Below are 17,056 nucleotides of genomic sequence, written 5' to 3' on the forward strand. Positions count from 1 at the left end.
TTCCGCGCATGCCTCTAATAGTCATTCTCATCATCTTGTTAGTTCTCTTTGGCGGGGGCGGCTACTACATGGGCCCTGGAATCGGATACTACGGCGGCGGCGGCATCAGCCTGATTCTCGGGTTGATCGTCATTTACCTGCTATTCGGTCGAGGACGAGGTCGACTCTAAGCAATCCATCGCGCACCTAATGACTAATGTCTCCTAATGATCCACTGACGACGGGTTCTGTGGCAGACTCCACAAAGTGGCCGCCCGGAGATGCTGCAGCAGGACCTAGGCACAGAGAGATGGCCTGATCTAGCACCGCAGGAAAAGGTTGAAGCTACGCCTAAACAAAAAGGCCGTCCAGGGACGGGCTCTTTGTCCGCCTAACGGGCGGACCACGCAATCGCTGATTTCTGCGTCTATGTAAGTACGTCTGTGAGCAAGACGCCGGACGATTCCAAACATTGCGTTGCACGGGTGCGCAGAGGAGATTGCGATGTCCCATGCCTTAAAAGAAAAGCCCTACGCGGAAGAGCTGCCAGCCGCTGGACCGGTCGGCACAATTCTCGACGGACGTTATCTACCTATGCCTCGAGATAAAGATGGAAAGCTTTGGGTGAGAACTTCTGTACTGGTTCAGGCGAGCCCAAGTGACCTGTATGCGAGGTGGCGCGACGTTGCGGCTGCATCTGTCTGGCAGGAGCAGATCATCCATGTAGTTGTAACGGGCGAACGAACCTCCCATTGGGTTATGAAGAACCACGACAAAACCATTGAATGGGATTCCGAGATTCTGGCAGACGAACCTGGGAGACGAATCGCGTGGCAATCAGTTGGTGAAGATTTCAACAGTGCAGATGAGGTGATCTTCGAGGGTGCGCACGGCGATCGCGGGACTATTGTGACGTTGCTCCAAGAATTCCGCATGGGCAAGCTGGCTAGCGCGTTGCAAGCGTTTGCGGGCCGCAATCCGAAACAGGCTGCGATTGAGAATCTGCGTCACTTCAAAGCTTTAATTGAAACCGGCGAGATTCCTAGAACCGAAGGTCAACCGCACGGAGATAGAGGCATTAGCGGAAAGATCAAGGCTTCCATATATGGCGAAAAGGTTCCTATTCCAACCCTTTCAAACTGAGTCCTAACCAATCCCACGTTTCCAGGAACCTGCTTCGGAGGTAGTTATGAAGGCTGTCTGTTGGATGGGCAAGAGCAAGCTAGAGACACTCACAGTATCTGACCCACAGCTTTTGAATCCGCACGATGCAATTATTAAGGTTACGCGGACCGCAATCTGTGGCTCAGATCTGCACCTCTATGACGGATTTATTCCGACCATGGAATCAGGCGACATTCTTGGGCATGAGTTCATGGGCATTGTCGAAGAAGTGGGAAATGAAGTCACCAATCTGCGTCGAGGTGACCGCGTCGTTGTACCTTTCACGATTGCCTGTGGCAATTGTTTCTTCTGCAAAAAGAAGATCTGGGCAGCGTGTGACAATAGCAATCCGAATGCCCATCTAATGGAGGCGGCTTATGGATATTCTGGCTCTGGCCTCTTTGGCTACTCGCATATGATGGGTGGCTATGCGGGCGGGCAGGCGCAGTATGCTCGTGTTCCTTTCGCGAATGTAGGTCCTTTGAAGATCGAAAGTAACCTCCCGGATGAGAAGGTGCTCTTCCTTTCCGATATTTTCCCGACCGGTTACATGGCGGCTGAGAATGCACAGATTCTGCCAGGAGATACGGTTGCGGTATGGGGTTGCGGACCTGTCGGGCAGTTCGCTGTGGCAAGCGCATTTATGCTTGGCGCTGCGCGAGTGATCGCGATTGATCGTCTTCCGGAACGTCTTGAGATGGCGCGAAGCCTCGGTGCAATTACGGTCGATTATTCTGAGGAGGATGTCAGCGTACTTACCGCACTCAAGGATTTAACCGGAGGGATAGGGCCGGACGCCTGCATTGATGCGGTAGGCCTCGAAGCTCATTCTGCACAGTTGCAAGGAACTTACGACAAAATCAAAGTCGCTTTGATGATGGAGACGGATCGGCCTAGCGTACTCCGACAGGCGATTCAGGCTGTGCGTAAGGGCGGCACGCTGTCAGTACCCGGGGTTTACGGCGGCCTCCTGGACAAAGTACCGTTTGGGGCGGCCTTTGGTAAAGGCATCACCATGAAGATGGGCCAGACGAACATGCATAACTACATGAAGCCTCTGCTTGATCGGATCGAGAAGGGACAAATCGATCCAAGTTACATCATCTCTCATCGCATCACGCTTGAGCAGGCTCCCGCGATGTACGAAGTTTGGAGAGACAAGAAAGAAAATGTGACGAAGATCGTGATCGATCCTTGGGCAGAAGCCGCATCTTGAAGGGCCTTGTGGGCGAATGCTACTAAACTCACCGCAATCTCTGGAGATCCCGAAATATGAGTTCCGCTAATCCAATTTCCCGCCGTGATCTTGTTGCCAATCTAGGAACGGGCGTCGCAGCCGCCACGGTCGCAGCGGCTGTATCGACTGCGCAAGCTCAGACAACGGCTGTTAACATCGCTGCCCCTTTTGTCGACCCGACCTCCAAATATCCGAAACCACCATATCCAGGGCAATCACAACCATGCCTGGACTCGCCAGTAAGATGAACCCAAGACCGGATCACGGGGAGACAAGCTACAAGGGGTCGGGCCGTTTGAAGGGACGCAAAGCTCTTATTACCGGCGGAGATTTCAGGCATGGGGAGGGCCGCCGCGATCGCTTATGCGCGAGAGGGTGCTGATGTTGTCATCAGCTATTACCCTTCGGAGGAGCCTGATGCACGCGAAGTTGTTGAACTGATTAGAGCTGAAGGACGTAAGGCCATCCAGATCCCAGGCGACCTTCGCGAGGAGAGTTACTGTAAGGAACTTGTAAGTAAAACGATCGAAGCGCTTGGCGGCTTTAGATATCATCGTCTCCAACGCTGGACGTCAACAACAGTGCGAAGACATCCTTCAACTCACCACGGAAGCCTTCGACGCCACCATGAAGACCAACATCTACGCTCCGTTCTGGATCATCAAGGCGGCACTACCTCACATGCAGCAGGGTTCTTGTATCATCGCAACCACGTCTGAGCAGGCCTATGATCCTGCGGGCAACTTGTATGACTATGCTCAGACCAAGGCTGCGACTATGAACTACGTTAAATCGCTGGCGAAGCAATTTGGCCCTAAAGGAATTCGGGTAAACGGAGTCGCGCCGGGCCCGATTTGGACACCGCTTCAGGTTTCAGGCGGAGCCACCCAAGATCATCTAATTCATTTCGGCGAAACTTACCCACTACGCCGAGCAGGACAGCCAGCCGAACTCGCAAGCATTTATGTGCAACTCGCAGCAAACGACGCTAGCTACACGACTGGCAACATTTATGGAGCAGGTGGGGGCGCAGGCCAGCCGTAACGTGGTTCAGATAATTCCACTTCAGATTACTAACTAGTTTGAGCGTCTACAAGATTCGATCCAAGTCCGCCACACACGATAGCGGTCGAATCGCTATGTCACAAATACTCTTTGAAGATATCCATTGAGCTGCGCGGTTCGTAAGCAGTCATGATGCTCTCTGGATCGGTAACACAATTCGAAACACCGTCCCGCTTTTGTTTTGCCTATTGCTTGTGCGGTACCGAATGGCGCCGCCGTGCCCTTGAACTATTTCTCTGACGATCCAAAGGCCTAAACCGTTTCCTTCAGACTTGTTGCTCTTGAACGAGTCGAATAGTGTGTTCTGGATCGATCTCGGAATTCCCGAACCATTGTCAGCAACCGTGATGATCGCGTTCAAGCTGCGGATGGCAACACGAACGTGAAGATTTCCGGAGTGTGGAACAGCGTCCAAAGAATTCAAGAGAAGATTGGTTAGAACCTGAAAGATTTCACCCTTGTTCACACAAGCCCGTGCAACATCGGATGAGCGAGTCTGAACATTAATCCTCTTTTTTGCAATCTGTTCCCGATGAAGTTTAAGGGCGGACGTGGCCAAATCAACCAGATCAACCTCTTTCGATTCCGCGTCCACACGAATGAACGTAAGACTTCTGGTGGTGATCTCCGCTAAACTGCGGAGCTGAAGGTCCGCCTCATCAAGGTATTCGGTGCTTTGTGGTTGGGATTGGCCCGACGATCTGGCCAAGAAGATAAGGTTAGTTAAAGCAGCGAGGCGATTGTTGACCTCATGCATGGTCGCACCGACCAACCTACCCGCCAGTGCAAGCTGGTGATAGCGTCTAAGATTCTCTTCACAGGCTTTGAGCTTTTGACCTTCGTCCTCAAAGGAGCCGCTAGAAACGAAGGGCGAGTCCATGACTATCTGAGGACATTAGGGAACGAAAGGTTGGCCTAAACCAGCTACCACTTAACTCGATACTTCACCTGTTTGTTGCACGATGAATTCGGAAGTCAACTTCGTAGCTTTACAAGAAGATCAGCCGGATGGACGGGCTTGGACAGGAGGTCGAAGTCGTAGCCCTGCTCCCGCGCTTTTTTCAGCAGATCTACAGTCGCGGCTTGTCCCGAGAAGAGCAGCACTTTACACTTTGGCTGCGTTCGACGGAAGTGGATAGCCAATTCAACTCCGGTCATGCCTGGCATCACAACATCGCTGATGAGAAGATCTGGCGTCAGGTCGACAGAAGCAGCAATGGCCTTGTCCGGGTGATCAAATGCGCTCGCCTTAAAACCAGCTTGATTTAAAATGACGGCAAGGGTGTGGGCGATCACCACTTCGTCGTCTACTACGAAAACCACACGACTCGTATCCGGCACTTGGTCTCCTGACTCCCCATGTAGGATACCTCAGTGATTATTGACCTGCTGCTTGTCAGGAAATGATGGGAGTTTTTACTTTCTATGCAAATGGCGGGGTGGATGGAGACATCCCATAACGATAGGGATGACGTCTCCGTTACAGGAAGCTATGGAAACTCGATCAGTTGTCGCTCTGAGGGGAACGATATGGATAGAAAACCTATTGAGGTGCAAGTGAGAACCACAAACGATTGGTTCGGGCAGTTCGCAGCTTCCGCCTCCGGCTGGCTGGGCTCGAAGTGGGCGTTCGCTGGAGCCGGCTTTGTCATTGTGCTTTGGGCCGCTATGGGTCCCCTATTTCGCTTTTCCGATACTTGGCAATTGGTCATCAATACCGGCACGACGATTGTCACGTTCCTTATGGTTTTTCTCATCCAGAACACGCAAAATCGCGACGCACGCGCTATTAATTTCAAGCTCAACGAGCTTATCCGCCCAATTGATAAGGCTCGTGACCAGATGATAGACATCGAGAATCTAAGCCACCTAGAGCTAGATGAACTTCAATCCAAGTAGCAGAATGCGAATCGCGTCCGCGGAAAGCGAACTCTGGGAAGTCGGGGATGTCAACGACTAGGACAGTAAAAGCGACGAGATGCATTCTCAGGACTCAATGATTTCGGTTAGCGTTAGTTGGCCCAAAGACTCTAAGTCACGTTCCGCATGGGACTGGCGCATATATAGACCCACTTCCTGATAGCGACTCGCTGTCTCTTCATTCATCGATAACGGATAGGGACCATACGCCCGGGCAAATCGTTGAAGTGTCGCCGTACCCATCCCATCAATTAAATGGCGGACCTTCAAGGCGCGAATCTGTGCAGCCTTCGAATCTGAAGGGGCTGCATCAATCTCATCGGCGGCCTGCTTTAATAGTGCATACATTCCCCAAACAGCGGCTTGCATTGCGCCAAGATGCGCCAGGGTATGAGGGTCGTCACGTTTGCTAACGAGGGCAAAGTCTAATAGACCGGCAACGCCTCCAGCCCAGCACGCCGCTGTTCCACAGGCACCGTGCCAGAAACCCGGTCTCTCAAGGTACCAAGCCGGGCCGCCGATCAGGGAGTCAGGTGACACCCGCAATTCATGGAGTGTTATCGCCCCCGTCTGAGTGTTCCGAAAAGCTTCCGTCTTCCAGACTTCCAGATCGTAGCTGATCTGGCTTGAATTTTTTCTCAGGTCTACTTCGACGAGGCGTGGGTGTGGTAGCCCGACTGTGAGGAGGGCTCGATCAACTATTCCAAGCCCGCTGCAAAACGGCTTTTCGCCACTGATCTGGAAACCATCTGTAGTTCGCTCCAGCCGAACTGCGTGGCCCGGGATCTCAGAAGCCCAAACCGCGTATAACGTGTTAGGTTCAGCACTGCGTCCCGCCTCCGCGAGGATTGCCGCCGCATCCCAATGAGCTTCTGCAAGCTTCGCCAAGCTGAGATCCTCTCGCGCTGTCTCGGCCAGTAGCTGATGGCGCTCGGCTGTACGCCCCCCTCCCGGGAGTGGCAGCTTCTGCTTAACAACGTCTGTCAGTCGGGACTTCAGCTCGTCCGTTGTCATCCCGTAACTCCATTGTGTGCGGCAAGAGCATCTGCGAAGCCGAGTGGTGCACGCCCTACCCGTCTTCCACTGGTTAAGACACATAAGCTAGCGTCTGATATGCGTTGATGTATTCCTATTTTCAGACGTCGCCACAGATCATGGTCTTCTGCGCTTGAAAGATCTTGCCAGCCTCCAGCTCGAAGATACACATCCGCTCTCACTCCAAAGTTGGCTCCATGCACGTGGGGATGCGTCCCGTCCGAGTGGATCAAATAAGAAAGACGAAATCTGTCCGGGACTGAGGAGTCGTGATCGATGAAGGAGTCCACCTCGACAATGCCCGCAATCGCGGCGACTCCTGTCTTTGCATACTCCATTTGGTCCTGGAGCCAGTTGACAGGTACTTCACAGTCGGCATCGGTATTCGCCAGCCAGCAGAGTTTTCTTGGTCCCTTATAGCGCTCTAATGCGAGCTGCACACCTAGTGCTCGTGCGGTACCTACGCAGCCCGCTTCAATTTCGATGACTGTTCCGCTTTCTTGGACGATCGCGTGAGCGATTCGGAAGGAGTCATCAGTTGACTGATCGGTCACGACGACCAGGTCGCTTGTTACATGCGGGGGCAGCATCAGACGAGCCTCTTGTACGGACCGAAGGCATCTGGGCAGAAGGTCTTGCTCGTCCCGAGCCGGAATGACGATCGCAACATGCCAAGGAGCCTTCACAAACGCACCAGCCGATTAAGCCTCATACTTTGGTTGCGTTCCGAGTGCTCGACCAGGAGCCTCGGATGAGCAAGCAGAATCTCGTGGACCTCATCGCCTGAGATGCAATGATCTCGGGAATGGCCTAACCAATGCGCAGCCAGAACAGTAGCGCCTTGAGGAATCGAGTCGATCAATATCGAGGAGATCTGTTGCCAAGTTTGAGGGGTGAAGTAATAGCCTATTTCGCTCAAAAGTAGGAGATTGAAATCCTTCACTGGCACTCCGTCTGGCAGCGCTGCACAATGTACTTCAACATTACGCAGATGAGCACATCGTCTCTGAGCCTGCACAACCGCAGTCGGCGAAAAATCAATGGCATCAACGGTGCCACAGTATGCTGCTAGACGTTCTGTGAGCACACCGATGGAACAACCCGGTTCAAATGCCCGGCGATAAGTTCGATGAGAGATCGCATTGATGATGGCGTCGTAACGCCCCAGTTCGTAAGCACTGTGCGAAAAGTCCCAAGGATCAGTATTCTCCTGATATTTGGCCTCAAAGAAAGCGGGAGACGATTCGAATTTGGTTTCCATGATCACCGGATATAGACCTCGTAGTCTCGTTGAGTAGGCAACAGCAGTTCGGGAGAAAGAATGGGCTGGCCGTCAGCATGCTCGAATTGAGATGCATGAGCTTCCAAGGCGTAACGTTTTGTGTGGAGTTCAGCATCAGTAAGTAGGACCTTTTCGACCGATAGTCCTTCAAGCATCTCGGGTACACCCCGATGCCACGTCCAAAAGAGGTAAGAAGTGAGGATGACACCCTTGACTTGGGCCACTCGCGCAGCAACTCGTCCTGCCGCCTCATGGTCGGGATGAAAGTCGCGTTTCCACGGTGCGACAAGGTGCATTCTGCCTTTTACCATCGGCAAGAGTGAATCAACGAGCCGATCTTCGCAGGCGGATACATCCCGATCCGGCAGGCGCAGGCGGCGAATCATAGATTCCGGTACGCCAAGCCGATAAAGTGCTTCAACCTGTTCCTGCACTCGAATCCCACTCATATTTTGTGTGTCGGCATAAGCGTTTTCTCCATCCGTGATAGCCACCACGACTACCTGAACACCTGCCCCGCAAAGTCTCGCGATAAGACCACCCGCTCCAAGGGTTTCGTCATCAGGATGCGGAGCAAGAACGAGCGTCGGGATGAGTGGGGGCTCCCAGTTTGGTAGGTGACGTAATTTTGGAAGCCATTCCGTTTCTGGAGTGAGAGGGACAACTGTCGGCATTTCTATAGACCATTTATGGGAAAGATGAGAGACACACTGCGGTACTAAACATTTGATGCCGTTCTTTATATGGTTCAGTTTGTGTGATTCGAGATTTCTATATGGATAAGCTCGGCAAGCTCTCTAAACATTCATAATGTCAAACATTCCACGTCTCTCATATTTTGCATCCCATGTTTAGCAGCCATACCAGCGCCCATCTTGCGCGACCGACGACCGTCGAGGACAGACCCAGGTATAGCAGTAAGCAAAAGCCATCACATAAGGGATCGAACTATGTCTAAGACGAAGAAGTCTGTAAGGAACGTAGCTGCTGAATATCAAGCAGGCGCAGGTGGAGAATTCCATCAAACTGCAGATGGCACGCATCCTCAGCTAACAAATCAAAGGGGTCTTGTTGTCGGAGATGATGAGAATTCCCTCAAAGTTGGAGAGCGGGGTCCCGTTCTTCTCGAAGATCATTTGTTGGTTGAAAAGACCCAGCATTTTGATCATGAGCGTATTCCCGAACGCGTCGTCCATGCTCGGGGCTTCGGTGCTAAAGGATATTTTGAGCTGACGCACTCATTAAGCGGGATTACGAAGGCGCGAGTATTAACCAAGGTCGGAGTCAAGACGCCAGTGTTTACTCGATTTTCGACTGTGGCGGGCAACATGGGTTCAGCAGATACGGCTCGCGATGTTCGAGGCTTTGCCGTCAAGATGTATACCGATCAGGGAAACTGGGACATCGTTGGCAACAATATCCCCGTCTTCTTCATCCAGGACTCGATTAAGTTCACCGATCTCATTCATGCAGCCAAACAGGAACCAGATCGCGGATTTCCGCAGGCACAGACGGCACACGATACATTCTGGGACTTTGTCTCACTCGTTCCCGAATCCACGCATATGCTCATGTGGATCATGTCTGACCGCGCAATTCCTAGATCCTTTAGAATGATGGAAGGGTTCGGCGTGCACACTTTCAGACTTGTCAATGAAGCTGGCGATTCGACATATGTGAAGTTTCACTGGCGCCCAAAGCTCGGCATGGCCTCGGTAATTTGGGACGAAGCTCTCAAGATTTCGGGTGCCGACCCGGACTTTCATCGCCGTGATCTGTGGAATGCGATCAACGAAGGGAACTTTCCAGAATGGGAGCTTGGAGTTCAACTCTTCAATGAGGAGTTTGCCAACAAGTTCGAGTTCGATGTGCTCGACGCTACCAAACTCATTCCAGAGGAAACGCTCCCTCTGAAGATCATCGGTCGATTAGTGTTAGATCAGAATGTCGAAAACTACTTCGCAGAAACAGAGCAGGTTGCCTTCGCAACCACCGACGTGGTTCCCGGAATCGACTTTACGAACGATCCACTGCTTCAAGGTCGCAATCTTTCCTACATCGATACTCAGCTAAGCCGTCTCGGTGGGCCTAACTATGAGCAGATTCCCGTCAATGCTCCTCGATGCCCGATGGCCAACATGCAGCGAGACGGCCACATGACGATGATCCAGCAGAAGGGTCGCGTTTCGTATTCGCCCAGTTCTCTTGAAACAGACTCCCCGCGTCAAGACCCGAGAAACGGATTCACCACGTTTCCTGCGTCCGAAGGCGGAGACAAACTGCGAGTGCGAGCCGAGTCTTTTAGCGACCACTTTTCCCAAGCGCTGATGTTCTTCAACTCTCAGACGGAACCGGAACAGAATCACATTATCTCGGCGTTCATCTTCGAATTAAGCAAGGTGGAAACCAGGTCAGTTCGAACGAGAATGCTGGGACAACTTGCAAATGTTAGTCCGGAGATCGCCCAGAGGGTAGCCAATGGGCTCGGAATGCTTGACGCAATCAAAGCCGTCCCGGCAAAAGTTCCAGTCAGAACGGACCTTCCGACGTCTGATGCACTGAGCATCCTCAAGAAGGCGGTACCGGGTTTAAAGACCAAGGTTATCGGATGTCTGGTAGAGGACGGGTCCGATGCAAAAACAATATTGGCTTTAAAAAAGGCCGTGACGGCCGCCGGGGCTAACCTGAAGATTGTCGCTCCGAAGATCGGAGGCGCCAACGCATCCGACGGCACCACCATTGAGGCCGACTTTCAATTAGCCGGTGGCTCTTCTGTACTCTTTGATGCAGTGTACGTGCTGCTTTCAAAGGAGGGCGCGACGAAGCTTTCCAGAGAGGGGGCTGCGGTTGCCTGGGTCCATGATGCTTTCGTTCACCTGAAGGTCATGGGCGCTTCTGCCGCGGCTAAACCACTCCTTGACGCGGCAGGTGTTATTAAGGATGACGGTCTCGTCATCGGAGATGACCACAAAGCGTATTTGAAGAGAGCGAGCCAAGGAAGGATTTGGAGCCGAGAACCCGGCGTTTGCTCGGTCTTCTAATGCACACGCATCAGGGTGAGCTAGTCCGCAGTCGTAATGGACTCATTCGTGACTGCCGCCTTCTACCTAATGCTCGTTTAGTTGTGGGAGGGACTCGCGATATCATCGGGTCTATGTTCGGTGGAACGTTGGCCCACCTCGACGATCCAGACCTTAGTGAGCAGGGAAAAGGGGCCGGTCTCTATGAGACCGGCCCCTTTTCTACTCGTAGTAGCTAAACGCGTGTTCCTACTTTTTCCTCGACTTCGGTCGCATCTTCAATGCGATCATCTGATACGTGATGTCCTTCGGATATATTTCCGAAAGTTCCGCGACCACCTTTAGTATCTTCGTTGCCCGCTTCGCTGGCAGACGCAACATCCTGGGCCCCAGTTTCTTTGAGCGCAGCTTTAGCGGCGTCGATCTGCTCCGAAGTATCACAGTGAACCGAAAGAAGTGATCCTCCGTCCTTAACTGCGCCTTCGTAGCGTTTTGCTTCATATTCCGGGATGCCAAGACCAACAAGAGCTCCGACGATGCCACCAACTGCTCCGCCGACCCCAAGGCCCGCAAGCGCACCCATGATCGGACCCGCTGCGATGAGCGGACCAACACCGGGGATAGCTAGGGCGCCTATCCCTGCTAGCAAGCCAAGGGTCCCACCAATGACGCCCCCCGTTGTCACACCAGTCGCAGTACCTTCGGGAGCTTTTGTGCTCTTTTCGTGAGCAAAGGCACGAGTGCTGTCGTCATCTGGGAGAAGAACAGAGATCGATTCGTTGGTGAATCCTTTTGACAGGAGGTAATCTACAGCAGCCTCTGCGGTAGCGGGGGTTTTGTAAATACCAAAAACTGCAACGTGTTTACTTGACATGTGTAACTCCTTTGAAACTTTTGAAGCGTTGATGATGAGTGGACTTGGGTGCGAAGCCTACTGTTTAACAGTGAGCTGATTCGTGAGCTTATCTGCTGAGATCAGCGCAGATACGTCGGAAGCAACCTGCTGCTTCTCCTCCTCCGATTTGACTGGCCCTTTCAGGGTGACCTGGCCGTCGAGCGTGATGATCTTCACGTTGTGGGCATACATTGAGAGCGTTTTGTCCGCGATGATCGCTTTCCGGATCTTCGCCGTGGTCATGCGATCGGCGGTCGAATTTGATTGGTTGTCAGCGTTCTGGCTCTGGTTTTTATTCTGTTGGGAGTTATCGGGCGCGGTTTGCTGAGCGCTCGCAAGTGAGACCGGTGCAAAAGCACAAAGGACCGCCATTGCCGCGGTAGCGGGGGAGATTCTACTCAAGTGTTTCATGAGACCTTTCGGCGGACAGAGCGCCTGAGCTGCCGGGTTTACACATCTTGCATCCCGAAGTGCAGTCAGTGATCTGACGTGAGGAGATGAAAGAGAGTTGTCCTCGGTTGGGACTATTACAAAGAGAACACACAGCGACGAAATATCCCCTCCGTGAGCCGAGGTCTCGCCATCCAAATTGCGCATCGGCTGGTAAACAAAATTAGGTGTCTCTCTTCTTGCGGTATGCCAGGTGTTCGGGCCAGGTAATACGTGCGGCCCACGCTATTTATGGCTCGCCGGGGTCTGATTGATGAAGCGAATCGTCGGCTTCCAGTAGCGTCAATTCGGGACGAGGAACGAGAAGGCATTTCTTGAGAGATGGATCCTGAGTTGATCGGGTTTCACCTCCGACCATCTAAATAGAAATTGATGAGCGAGCAGATCGCGGCGAGAAACCAGGTCCCACGTTCAATTTCGTCGACCCAGTCCTCTATGAGACTGGTGGTTGCAAAGCCGTTCTCTCTGGCGCAAGGCTCATGAGCCAAGCGCATGTTGCGGCTAGAGTGCCAACGACGGCTGCAACTTTGGTTGTATCTGGAGCAAGAGCTTCGCCGATTAGGCTGGCAGGGCACGACATCTTCGCTCGATTGTGAGACGCCTCCCCATGCGATCCGACGTCGGCATCCTGTGCGTCACGTTTTTGTACCTGAGTGCGTCTGTAATTGCATTTGGCCAGAGCACCCCTCCTACTCTCTCCGTTGATATCTCCGGCGGACGGCATCCCATTAGCCCGGAAATCTACGGCATCGCGAACTACGGTCTCGACGCAACCTATGCGAAAGAGATCTCTGTCCCAAACATACGTTGGGGCGGCGACGGCACAACGCGTTACAACTGGCAGGTTGACTCGAGTAATGCCGGTTTCGACTGGTACTTCATGGGCGGAAGCGGCACAACCAATCCGACTCCAGGGGCCTCCGTAGACCAGATGATCCGCACCTATCAATCGGCCGACCCTCTGATCACAATTCCGATCATCCCATTCGTCAATAAAGGTGCGGCATGGAGCTGCAGTTTTCCAGTCTCTATTTATGGTGTGCAGCAATCGACAAACCCTTATGTGCACCCGAACGGCGAGAACTGCGGCAACAGCATCGCAGCCAACGGAACGCAGTTGGTGGACAACAATATATATACGAATCACATAGACAATTCGACGGGCCTGCAAAAGGGTTGGCTGCAACACTTGGTCGGAACCTTCGGTCCCGCTTCACAAGGTGGAGTCGCCTTCTATCAGTTGGACAACGAACCTTTGGGATGGGGAAACACCCATCGCGATGTTCTGCCGAATGGTTCGGATTACCCCACCATTACGCAATTAGGCGAGCAATACGCCTCAGCCATCAAACAAGTGGACCCCTCAGCGATGGTGCTAGGTCCTTCGGACTTTACCTTAGGCGGCTGGGTCGGAGACACGACCAAGCAGGGCGGCCTTCTCGCTGGCCAATATTATCTCCAGCAGATGGCTGCTTATCAGGCAACCAACGGAACTCGCATCCTGGACTACTTGGACGAGCACTACTACTTCGATGTGTCGTCTCCCTCTGCGCAGCTCGCCTCCACACGAACTCTTTGGGATCCGACCTTCAACGGAGGCACCTGGGTAGAACAGTATGTCTTCTATGGCCCCATGCAGCTGATACCCCGTTTCAAGGGGTGGGTGAGCCAGTACTACCCCGGCACTAAGATCGCGTTGTCGGAATACTCAATCGACAGCGGGCAAAAATCGATCGTAGATGCCATAGCCGAGATGGACGTGCTGGGGATCTTCGGACGTGAGCAGCTCGACTTCGCAAATATGTGGAGCGCTCCCGCGCCAACCGATCCAATCGCTTACTCCTTCAGGATGTACCGAAACTATGATGGCAGCGGCGGACAATACGGCGATACTTGGGTCGACGCAACCAGCTCCGATCAAAGCCAGCTTTCGGTCTATGCAGCGCAACGATCGACGGACAACGTCGTGACCATACTGATATTGAATAAAACAGCTGCTACGATCAGCACAACTCTCACCGTCTCTGGCGTTACTCTTCCGAATAGTGGAGCGGTCTACACCTACACCGGTGCAAATTTGCAACAGATTGTCTCGGGGGCCAGCGCGTCAATCAACAACGGAACCGTCAACCAAAGCTTCCCGGGTTACTCTGCCACACTCTTTACATTTACTCCTACTGCGGCCGCTCCGGCCGCTACCACAACGACGCTCGCAGCCTCCCCGACGACGCCTACCAGCGGGCAGACGGTAACTCTTACAGCCACGGTCTCAGGATCAGGTTCGCCAACAGGAACAGTAACCTTCAAAGATGGGACCGTCACAATCGGAAACGCTAGCCTCTCCGGTGGTAAAGCCAGCCTCAGCACCTCTACTCTGAGCGCAGGCTCACATACCATCACAGCAATCTACGGCGGAGACTCCGGCGACGCCACCTCAACTTCAAGCTCTGTCACGGTGACCGTAACACAGCCTGCTCCACTCAGCACCACCACCACGCTCTACGCAACACCGAATCTATCACCGACCGGACAAAACGTCGTCCTGAACGCCACCGTCTCAGGCTCAGGTTCTCCAACGGGGACCGTGACCTTCAACGACAGTGGAAACGTCATCGGAGTCGCAACCCTCTCAGCCGGAAAGGCCAGCCTGAGCACCTCCACCCTCAATGCAGGCTCGCACTCAATCACTGCAATCTACAGCGGAGACTCCAGCGACGCCGTCTCCACCTCAAGCTCTGTCACGGTGACGGTGACACAGCCCGCCCCCTCCACCACAACCACTGCGCTCACTGCCTCTGACACGCAGCTGACGACACAACAAAATCTCCTACTAACCACCACCGTCAACTCCGCAACTGGCGTTCCCACCGGGACCGTAATACTCAGCGACGGTGCGACGCTGCTGGCATCAGTCCCCTTGGCGAACGGAGTCGCAACCTTCAACGACGCAACCCTGGCCACAGGAACTCACACCATCGTAGCTGTCTACGGTGGTGACGCAACTCACGCAGCTTCAACCTCTGTCGCCGTCACCGTGACAGTAACGCAGCTTCCCGTTGTTCCCCCGCCACCAGTCCTCTCCAGCACCAAAATAAGCCTCAGCACCTCGGCCACCCAACTCGCGACAGGCCAAAGCCTCACCCTGACAGCGATAGTAACTACCTCCGCCACGGTTCCCACAGGGACCGTCACATTCAGCGACGGCACAGACACCCTCGGCGCCGTCCCCATCTCAAGCGGAATTGCTACAATCATCACCACGCTCAACGCAGGCACCCAAACCATCATCGCGACCTATAGTGGCGACGCCAACAATGCGGCGTCGACCTCCCTGCCAATGATCATTACCGTCAACGCATCCGCACCGCCGCCCCCGCCACCACAGGACTTCGCGCTACAACTTGCTCAGACTGCGATCACCCTTGCTCCGGGAACCTCGGGACAAATTGGCTTCATAGTCACGCCGCAAAACGGATTCAACCAGCAACTAAAACTCAGCTGCTCCGGCCTGCCCGCCGGTGCAAGCTGCAGCTTCTCCCCCACAACGCTCACTCCGGCTACCACAGCTACCGGCAACATGACAATCACGATGGCCTCATCCATCGCAGCCTCTGCTGCACTCCTTCTCCCATTCTCCGGCGTGCTTCTAGTCCTCCGAGGACGATACAAAAGACTGAGCGCAGCCTTCGCCACGGCAGTCTTCCTGCTACTCATCTCGGGATGTGGATCCGGAGTTCATCAGACGATCGGAACATCCACCGGCACCGGACTTGCTACAGGCAACTACTCAATTCTGGTGACCGCCGTGACAGCTGGAGGGCTAGCCCACACTCAACCGATGACATTGACTGTGCAATAACAAATGGATCAACAAACTAGTCATCTGGCCTCAGTTCGTATACTCCACGTATGTTCAATGGCTACGCGTCACAGGCTGGGTCGTGTTACGACGGACGGAGTAATGGTTTCTTGCGGTATTAGATGTTTAGAGGCAACATGATGAAGTGCTGGAACTTTCTCCCGACGCTCTCCTCGGCCACTATAAAACCGTTCGCCGCCTTGGTCAGGCCGTAACGGGCGTAGTGTGGGAGCTAAGATCAAGAACTTGGGCGCCATGTCGCCAGTAGATTGCTGACCGAAGCGTCACGCGATAAGAGTGCTGCTATAAAGCGGTTCTGACGAGAGCCCAAGTTGCTTCTTCGCTGAATCATCCCGGAATCTTGACTGTTTATGAGCTGAATGAGTCGGCCGAGATACCGTTCATCGTGATGGAACTTCTGGAACGAAGCAGCCTGGAAAAGCTTTGTTGAGCAAATCCGTAGACAGGAATAATTCAAGTTAGCCGAACTAACGGAGCTTGCGTTTCGTCTTCGGTGCCGGGCATAGAGCTTGGAGGACTCCTTCGGAATAGGAAGGCCAGTCATCAGGTAGCACTGCTGGGGCCTCGTGCGCCAACTGCAGAAGCCCACGGTACGCGGAGTACGCGAGCACAGCCTTAGCTTTAGCCTGCGATGCTGGCAACCCGAGTTCACGGTAGCAGGTTTCAAGAAATCCGATTCGTGCTGAAGCCACGCGGTTTAGTACGCGTCTCACAATCGGATCTTGTGCGGCTTCGGCAAGCGCTGCATACAAGGAGCGAGATCTTGGCGGCTGGCTGGCAGCATCCAACATGAGAATGAGCCGCTGACGAGCCTCGCTAATTACCGATAGTCCTGCAATGGCTTCCGTCGTGGCGCGATGCTCCCAGCGCCTGAGCGCTTCAGCTAAGAGCTCTGACCGGCCCTTGAAGTGCCAATAGAAGCTGCCCTTAGTGACGCCTAGACGAGCGGCAAGCGCTTCGACTGTAAGTGCCCGGAGACCAGCTTCTGAGATGAGTTGAAGCGCACCTTCAATCCAATCGGAAGAAGTTAGAGTAGGCTCGTCGAGTCGCTTCGCACCAGTACCTTTGCGCATGGTGACATTTTCCCATACCCAAGAGTATTGACAGGCGCTGTTCCCATACCGTAGAG

16 protein-coding genes and 1 pseudogene are annotated in these 17,056 nt (G+C 53.6%); 8 read left to right on the top strand and 9 right to left on the bottom strand.

The genetic code is table 11. The features are described from left to right. Window positions 1-8: 8 nt before the first annotated feature. From HDF12_RS21105 to HDF12_RS22585, 5 genes and pseudogenes are all read left to right on the top strand, one after another. Window positions 9-170: a DUF3309 domain-containing protein gene (locus HDF12_RS21105; RefSeq protein WP_179586690.1), complete on the top strand. Its 162-nt coding sequence runs from the start codon at window positions 9-11 to the stop codon at window positions 168-170. A gap of 313 nt (window positions 171-483) precedes the next feature. Continuing rightward, on the top strand, window positions 484-1,122 hold the full coding sequence (locus HDF12_RS21110) for an SRPBCC family protein (protein WP_179586692.1): 639 nt from the start codon (window positions 484-486) through the stop codon (window positions 1,120-1,122). Window positions 1,123-1,186: 64 nt separating this feature from the next. Next, window positions 1,187-2,359: a zinc-dependent alcohol dehydrogenase gene (locus tag HDF12_RS21115; RefSeq protein WP_257025755.1), complete on the top strand. Its 1,173-nt coding sequence runs from the start codon at window positions 1,187-1,189 to the stop codon at window positions 2,357-2,359. A 359-nt stretch (window positions 2,360-2,718) separates the two neighbouring features. Beyond that, window positions 2,719-2,847: pseudogene (locus tag HDF12_RS22580) on the top strand (SDR family oxidoreductase); the annotation flags it as partial. A gap of 67 nt (window positions 2,848-2,914) precedes the next feature. Then, a complete protein-coding gene (locus HDF12_RS22585; protein WP_257025756.1) occupies window positions 2,915-3,424 on the top strand; it encodes an SDR family oxidoreductase in 510 nt (169 codons plus the stop codon). A 148-nt stretch (window positions 3,425-3,572) separates the two neighbouring features. Here HDF12_RS22585 and HDF12_RS21125 read toward each other — a convergent pair whose 3' ends face one another. Together HDF12_RS21125 and HDF12_RS21130 are read right to left on the bottom strand one after the other, a co-directional pair. After that, window positions 3,573-4,325 (bottom strand): sensor histidine kinase, encoded by a 753-nt coding sequence (locus HDF12_RS21125; RefSeq protein WP_179586696.1) that lies wholly within the window; start codon window positions 4,323-4,325, stop codon window positions 3,573-3,575. A 95-nt stretch (window positions 4,326-4,420) separates the two neighbouring features. Next, complete coding sequence (locus HDF12_RS21130) at window positions 4,421-4,786, bottom strand: response regulator (RefSeq protein ID WP_179586698.1); 366 nt, start codon at window positions 4,784-4,786, stop codon at window positions 4,421-4,423. Window positions 4,787-4,975: 189 nt separating this feature from the next. Between HDF12_RS21130 and HDF12_RS21135 the strand changes: the two genes are divergently transcribed. Continuing rightward, window positions 4,976-5,344, top strand: coding sequence for a low affinity iron permease family protein (locus tag HDF12_RS21135; protein WP_179586700.1), 369 nt, complete (start codon window positions 4,976-4,978; stop codon window positions 5,342-5,344). Between the two features lie 87 nt (window positions 5,345-5,431). Here HDF12_RS21135 and HDF12_RS21140 read toward each other — a convergent pair whose 3' ends face one another. The 4 genes from HDF12_RS21140 to HDF12_RS21155 all read right to left on the bottom strand — a co-directional run bounded on the left by HDF12_RS21140 (window position 5,432) and on the right by HDF12_RS21155 (window position 8,356). Beyond that, window positions 5,432-6,253, bottom strand: coding sequence for an acyl-CoA dehydrogenase family protein (locus tag HDF12_RS21140; protein WP_257025757.1), 822 nt, complete (start codon window positions 6,251-6,253; stop codon window positions 5,432-5,434). A 122-nt stretch (window positions 6,254-6,375) separates the two neighbouring features. Then, the gene (locus tag HDF12_RS21145; protein WP_179586704.1) at window positions 6,376-7,086 is read right to left on the bottom strand and encodes a glycosyltransferase family 2 protein; all 711 of its coding nucleotides are present in this window, start codon (window positions 7,084-7,086) and stop codon (window positions 6,376-6,378) included. Further along, the gene (locus HDF12_RS21150) at window positions 7,083-7,661 is read right to left on the bottom strand and encodes an SAM-dependent methyltransferase (RefSeq protein WP_179587169.1); all 579 of its coding nucleotides are present in this window, start codon (window positions 7,659-7,661) and stop codon (window positions 7,083-7,085) included. Before HDF12_RS21150 ends, HDF12_RS21145 begins: the two co-directional genes overlap by 4 nt. A 2-nt stretch (window positions 7,662-7,663) precedes the next feature. Further along, window positions 7,664-8,356, bottom strand: coding sequence for a PIG-L deacetylase family protein (locus HDF12_RS21155; protein ID WP_179586706.1), 693 nt, complete (start codon window positions 8,354-8,356; stop codon window positions 7,664-7,666). A gap of 276 nt (window positions 8,357-8,632) precedes the next feature. On the opposite strand from HDF12_RS21155, the gene HDF12_RS21160 reads away from it, so the two are divergent. Then, window positions 8,633-10,723, top strand: a complete 2,091-nt coding sequence (locus tag HDF12_RS21160; protein WP_179586708.1) for a catalase — start codon at window positions 8,633-8,635, stop codon at window positions 10,721-10,723. A 214-nt stretch (window positions 10,724-10,937) separates the two neighbouring features. Here the strand turns inward: HDF12_RS21160 and HDF12_RS21165 are convergent, their stop codons facing one another. Together HDF12_RS21165 and HDF12_RS21170 are read right to left on the bottom strand one after the other, a co-directional pair. Next, window positions 10,938-11,576, bottom strand: coding sequence for a general stress protein (locus HDF12_RS21165; RefSeq protein WP_257025758.1), 639 nt, complete (start codon window positions 11,574-11,576; stop codon window positions 10,938-10,940). 57 nt (window positions 11,577-11,633) lie between these two features. Then, the gene (locus HDF12_RS21170; RefSeq protein ID WP_257025759.1) at window positions 11,634-11,969 is read right to left on the bottom strand and encodes a BON domain-containing protein; all 336 of its coding nucleotides are present in this window, start codon (window positions 11,967-11,969) and stop codon (window positions 11,634-11,636) included. 685 nt (window positions 11,970-12,654) lie between these two features. Between HDF12_RS21170 and HDF12_RS21175 the strand changes: the two genes are divergently transcribed. After that, a complete protein-coding gene (locus HDF12_RS21175) occupies window positions 12,655-15,906 on the top strand; it encodes an Ig-like domain repeat protein (protein WP_179586710.1) in 3,252 nt (1,083 codons plus the stop codon). 488 nt (window positions 15,907-16,394) lie between these two features. Here the strand turns inward: HDF12_RS21175 and HDF12_RS21180 are convergent, their stop codons facing one another. Beyond that, the gene (locus HDF12_RS21180) at window positions 16,395-17,000 is read right to left on the bottom strand and encodes a TetR/AcrR family transcriptional regulator (RefSeq protein ID WP_179586712.1); all 606 of its coding nucleotides are present in this window, start codon (window positions 16,998-17,000) and stop codon (window positions 16,395-16,397) included. Between the last annotated feature and the right edge of the window lie 56 nt (window positions 17,001-17,056).

This window comes from Tunturiibacter gelidiferens (assembly GCF_013410115.1).
Lineage (GTDB): Bacteria > Acidobacteriota > Terriglobia > Terriglobales > Acidobacteriaceae > Edaphobacter > Edaphobacter gelidiferens.

Bases quoted from the DNA above. Each gene is read 5' to 3' on its own strand.
- HDF12_RS21105 (WP_179586690.1), top strand. From the start codon at position 9: ATGCCTCTAATAGTCATTCTCATCATCTTGTTAGTTCTCTTTGGCGGG.
- HDF12_RS21110 (WP_179586692.1), top strand. From the start codon at position 484: ATGTCCCATGCCTTAAAAGAAAAGCCCTACGCGGAAGAGCTGCCAGCC.
- HDF12_RS21115 (WP_257025755.1), top strand. From the start codon at position 1,187: ATGGGCAAGAGCAAGCTAGAGACACTCACAGTATCTGACCCACAGCTT.
- HDF12_RS21125 (WP_179586696.1), bottom strand. From the start codon at position 4,325: ATGGACTCGCCCTTCGTTTCTAGCGGCTCCTTTGAGGACGAAGGTCAA.
- HDF12_RS21135 (WP_179586700.1), top strand. From the start codon at position 4,976: ATGGATAGAAAACCTATTGAGGTGCAAGTGAGAACCACAAACGATTGG.
- HDF12_RS21150 (WP_179587169.1), bottom strand. From the start codon at position 7,661: ATGGAAACCAAATTCGAATCGTCTCCCGCTTTCTTTGAGGCCAAATAT.
- HDF12_RS21155 (WP_179586706.1), bottom strand. From the start codon at position 8,356: ATGCCGACAGTTGTCCCTCTCACTCCAGAAACGGAATGGCTTCCAAAA.
- HDF12_RS21160 (WP_179586708.1), top strand. From the start codon at position 8,633: ATGTCTAAGACGAAGAAGTCTGTAAGGAACGTAGCTGCTGAATATCAA.
- HDF12_RS21165 (WP_257025758.1), bottom strand. From the start codon at position 11,576: ATGTCAAGTAAACACGTTGCAGTTTTTGGTATTTACAAAACCCCCGCT.
- HDF12_RS21170 (WP_257025759.1), bottom strand. From the start codon at position 11,969: ATGGCGGTCCTTTGTGCTTTTGCACCGGTCTCACTTGCGAGCGCTCAG.
- HDF12_RS21175 (WP_179586710.1), top strand. From the start codon at position 12,655: ATGCGATCCGACGTCGGCATCCTGTGCGTCACGTTTTTGTACCTGAGT.
- HDF12_RS21180 (WP_179586712.1), bottom strand. From the start codon at position 17,000: ATGCGCAAAGGTACTGGTGCGAAGCGACTCGACGAGCCTACTCTAACT.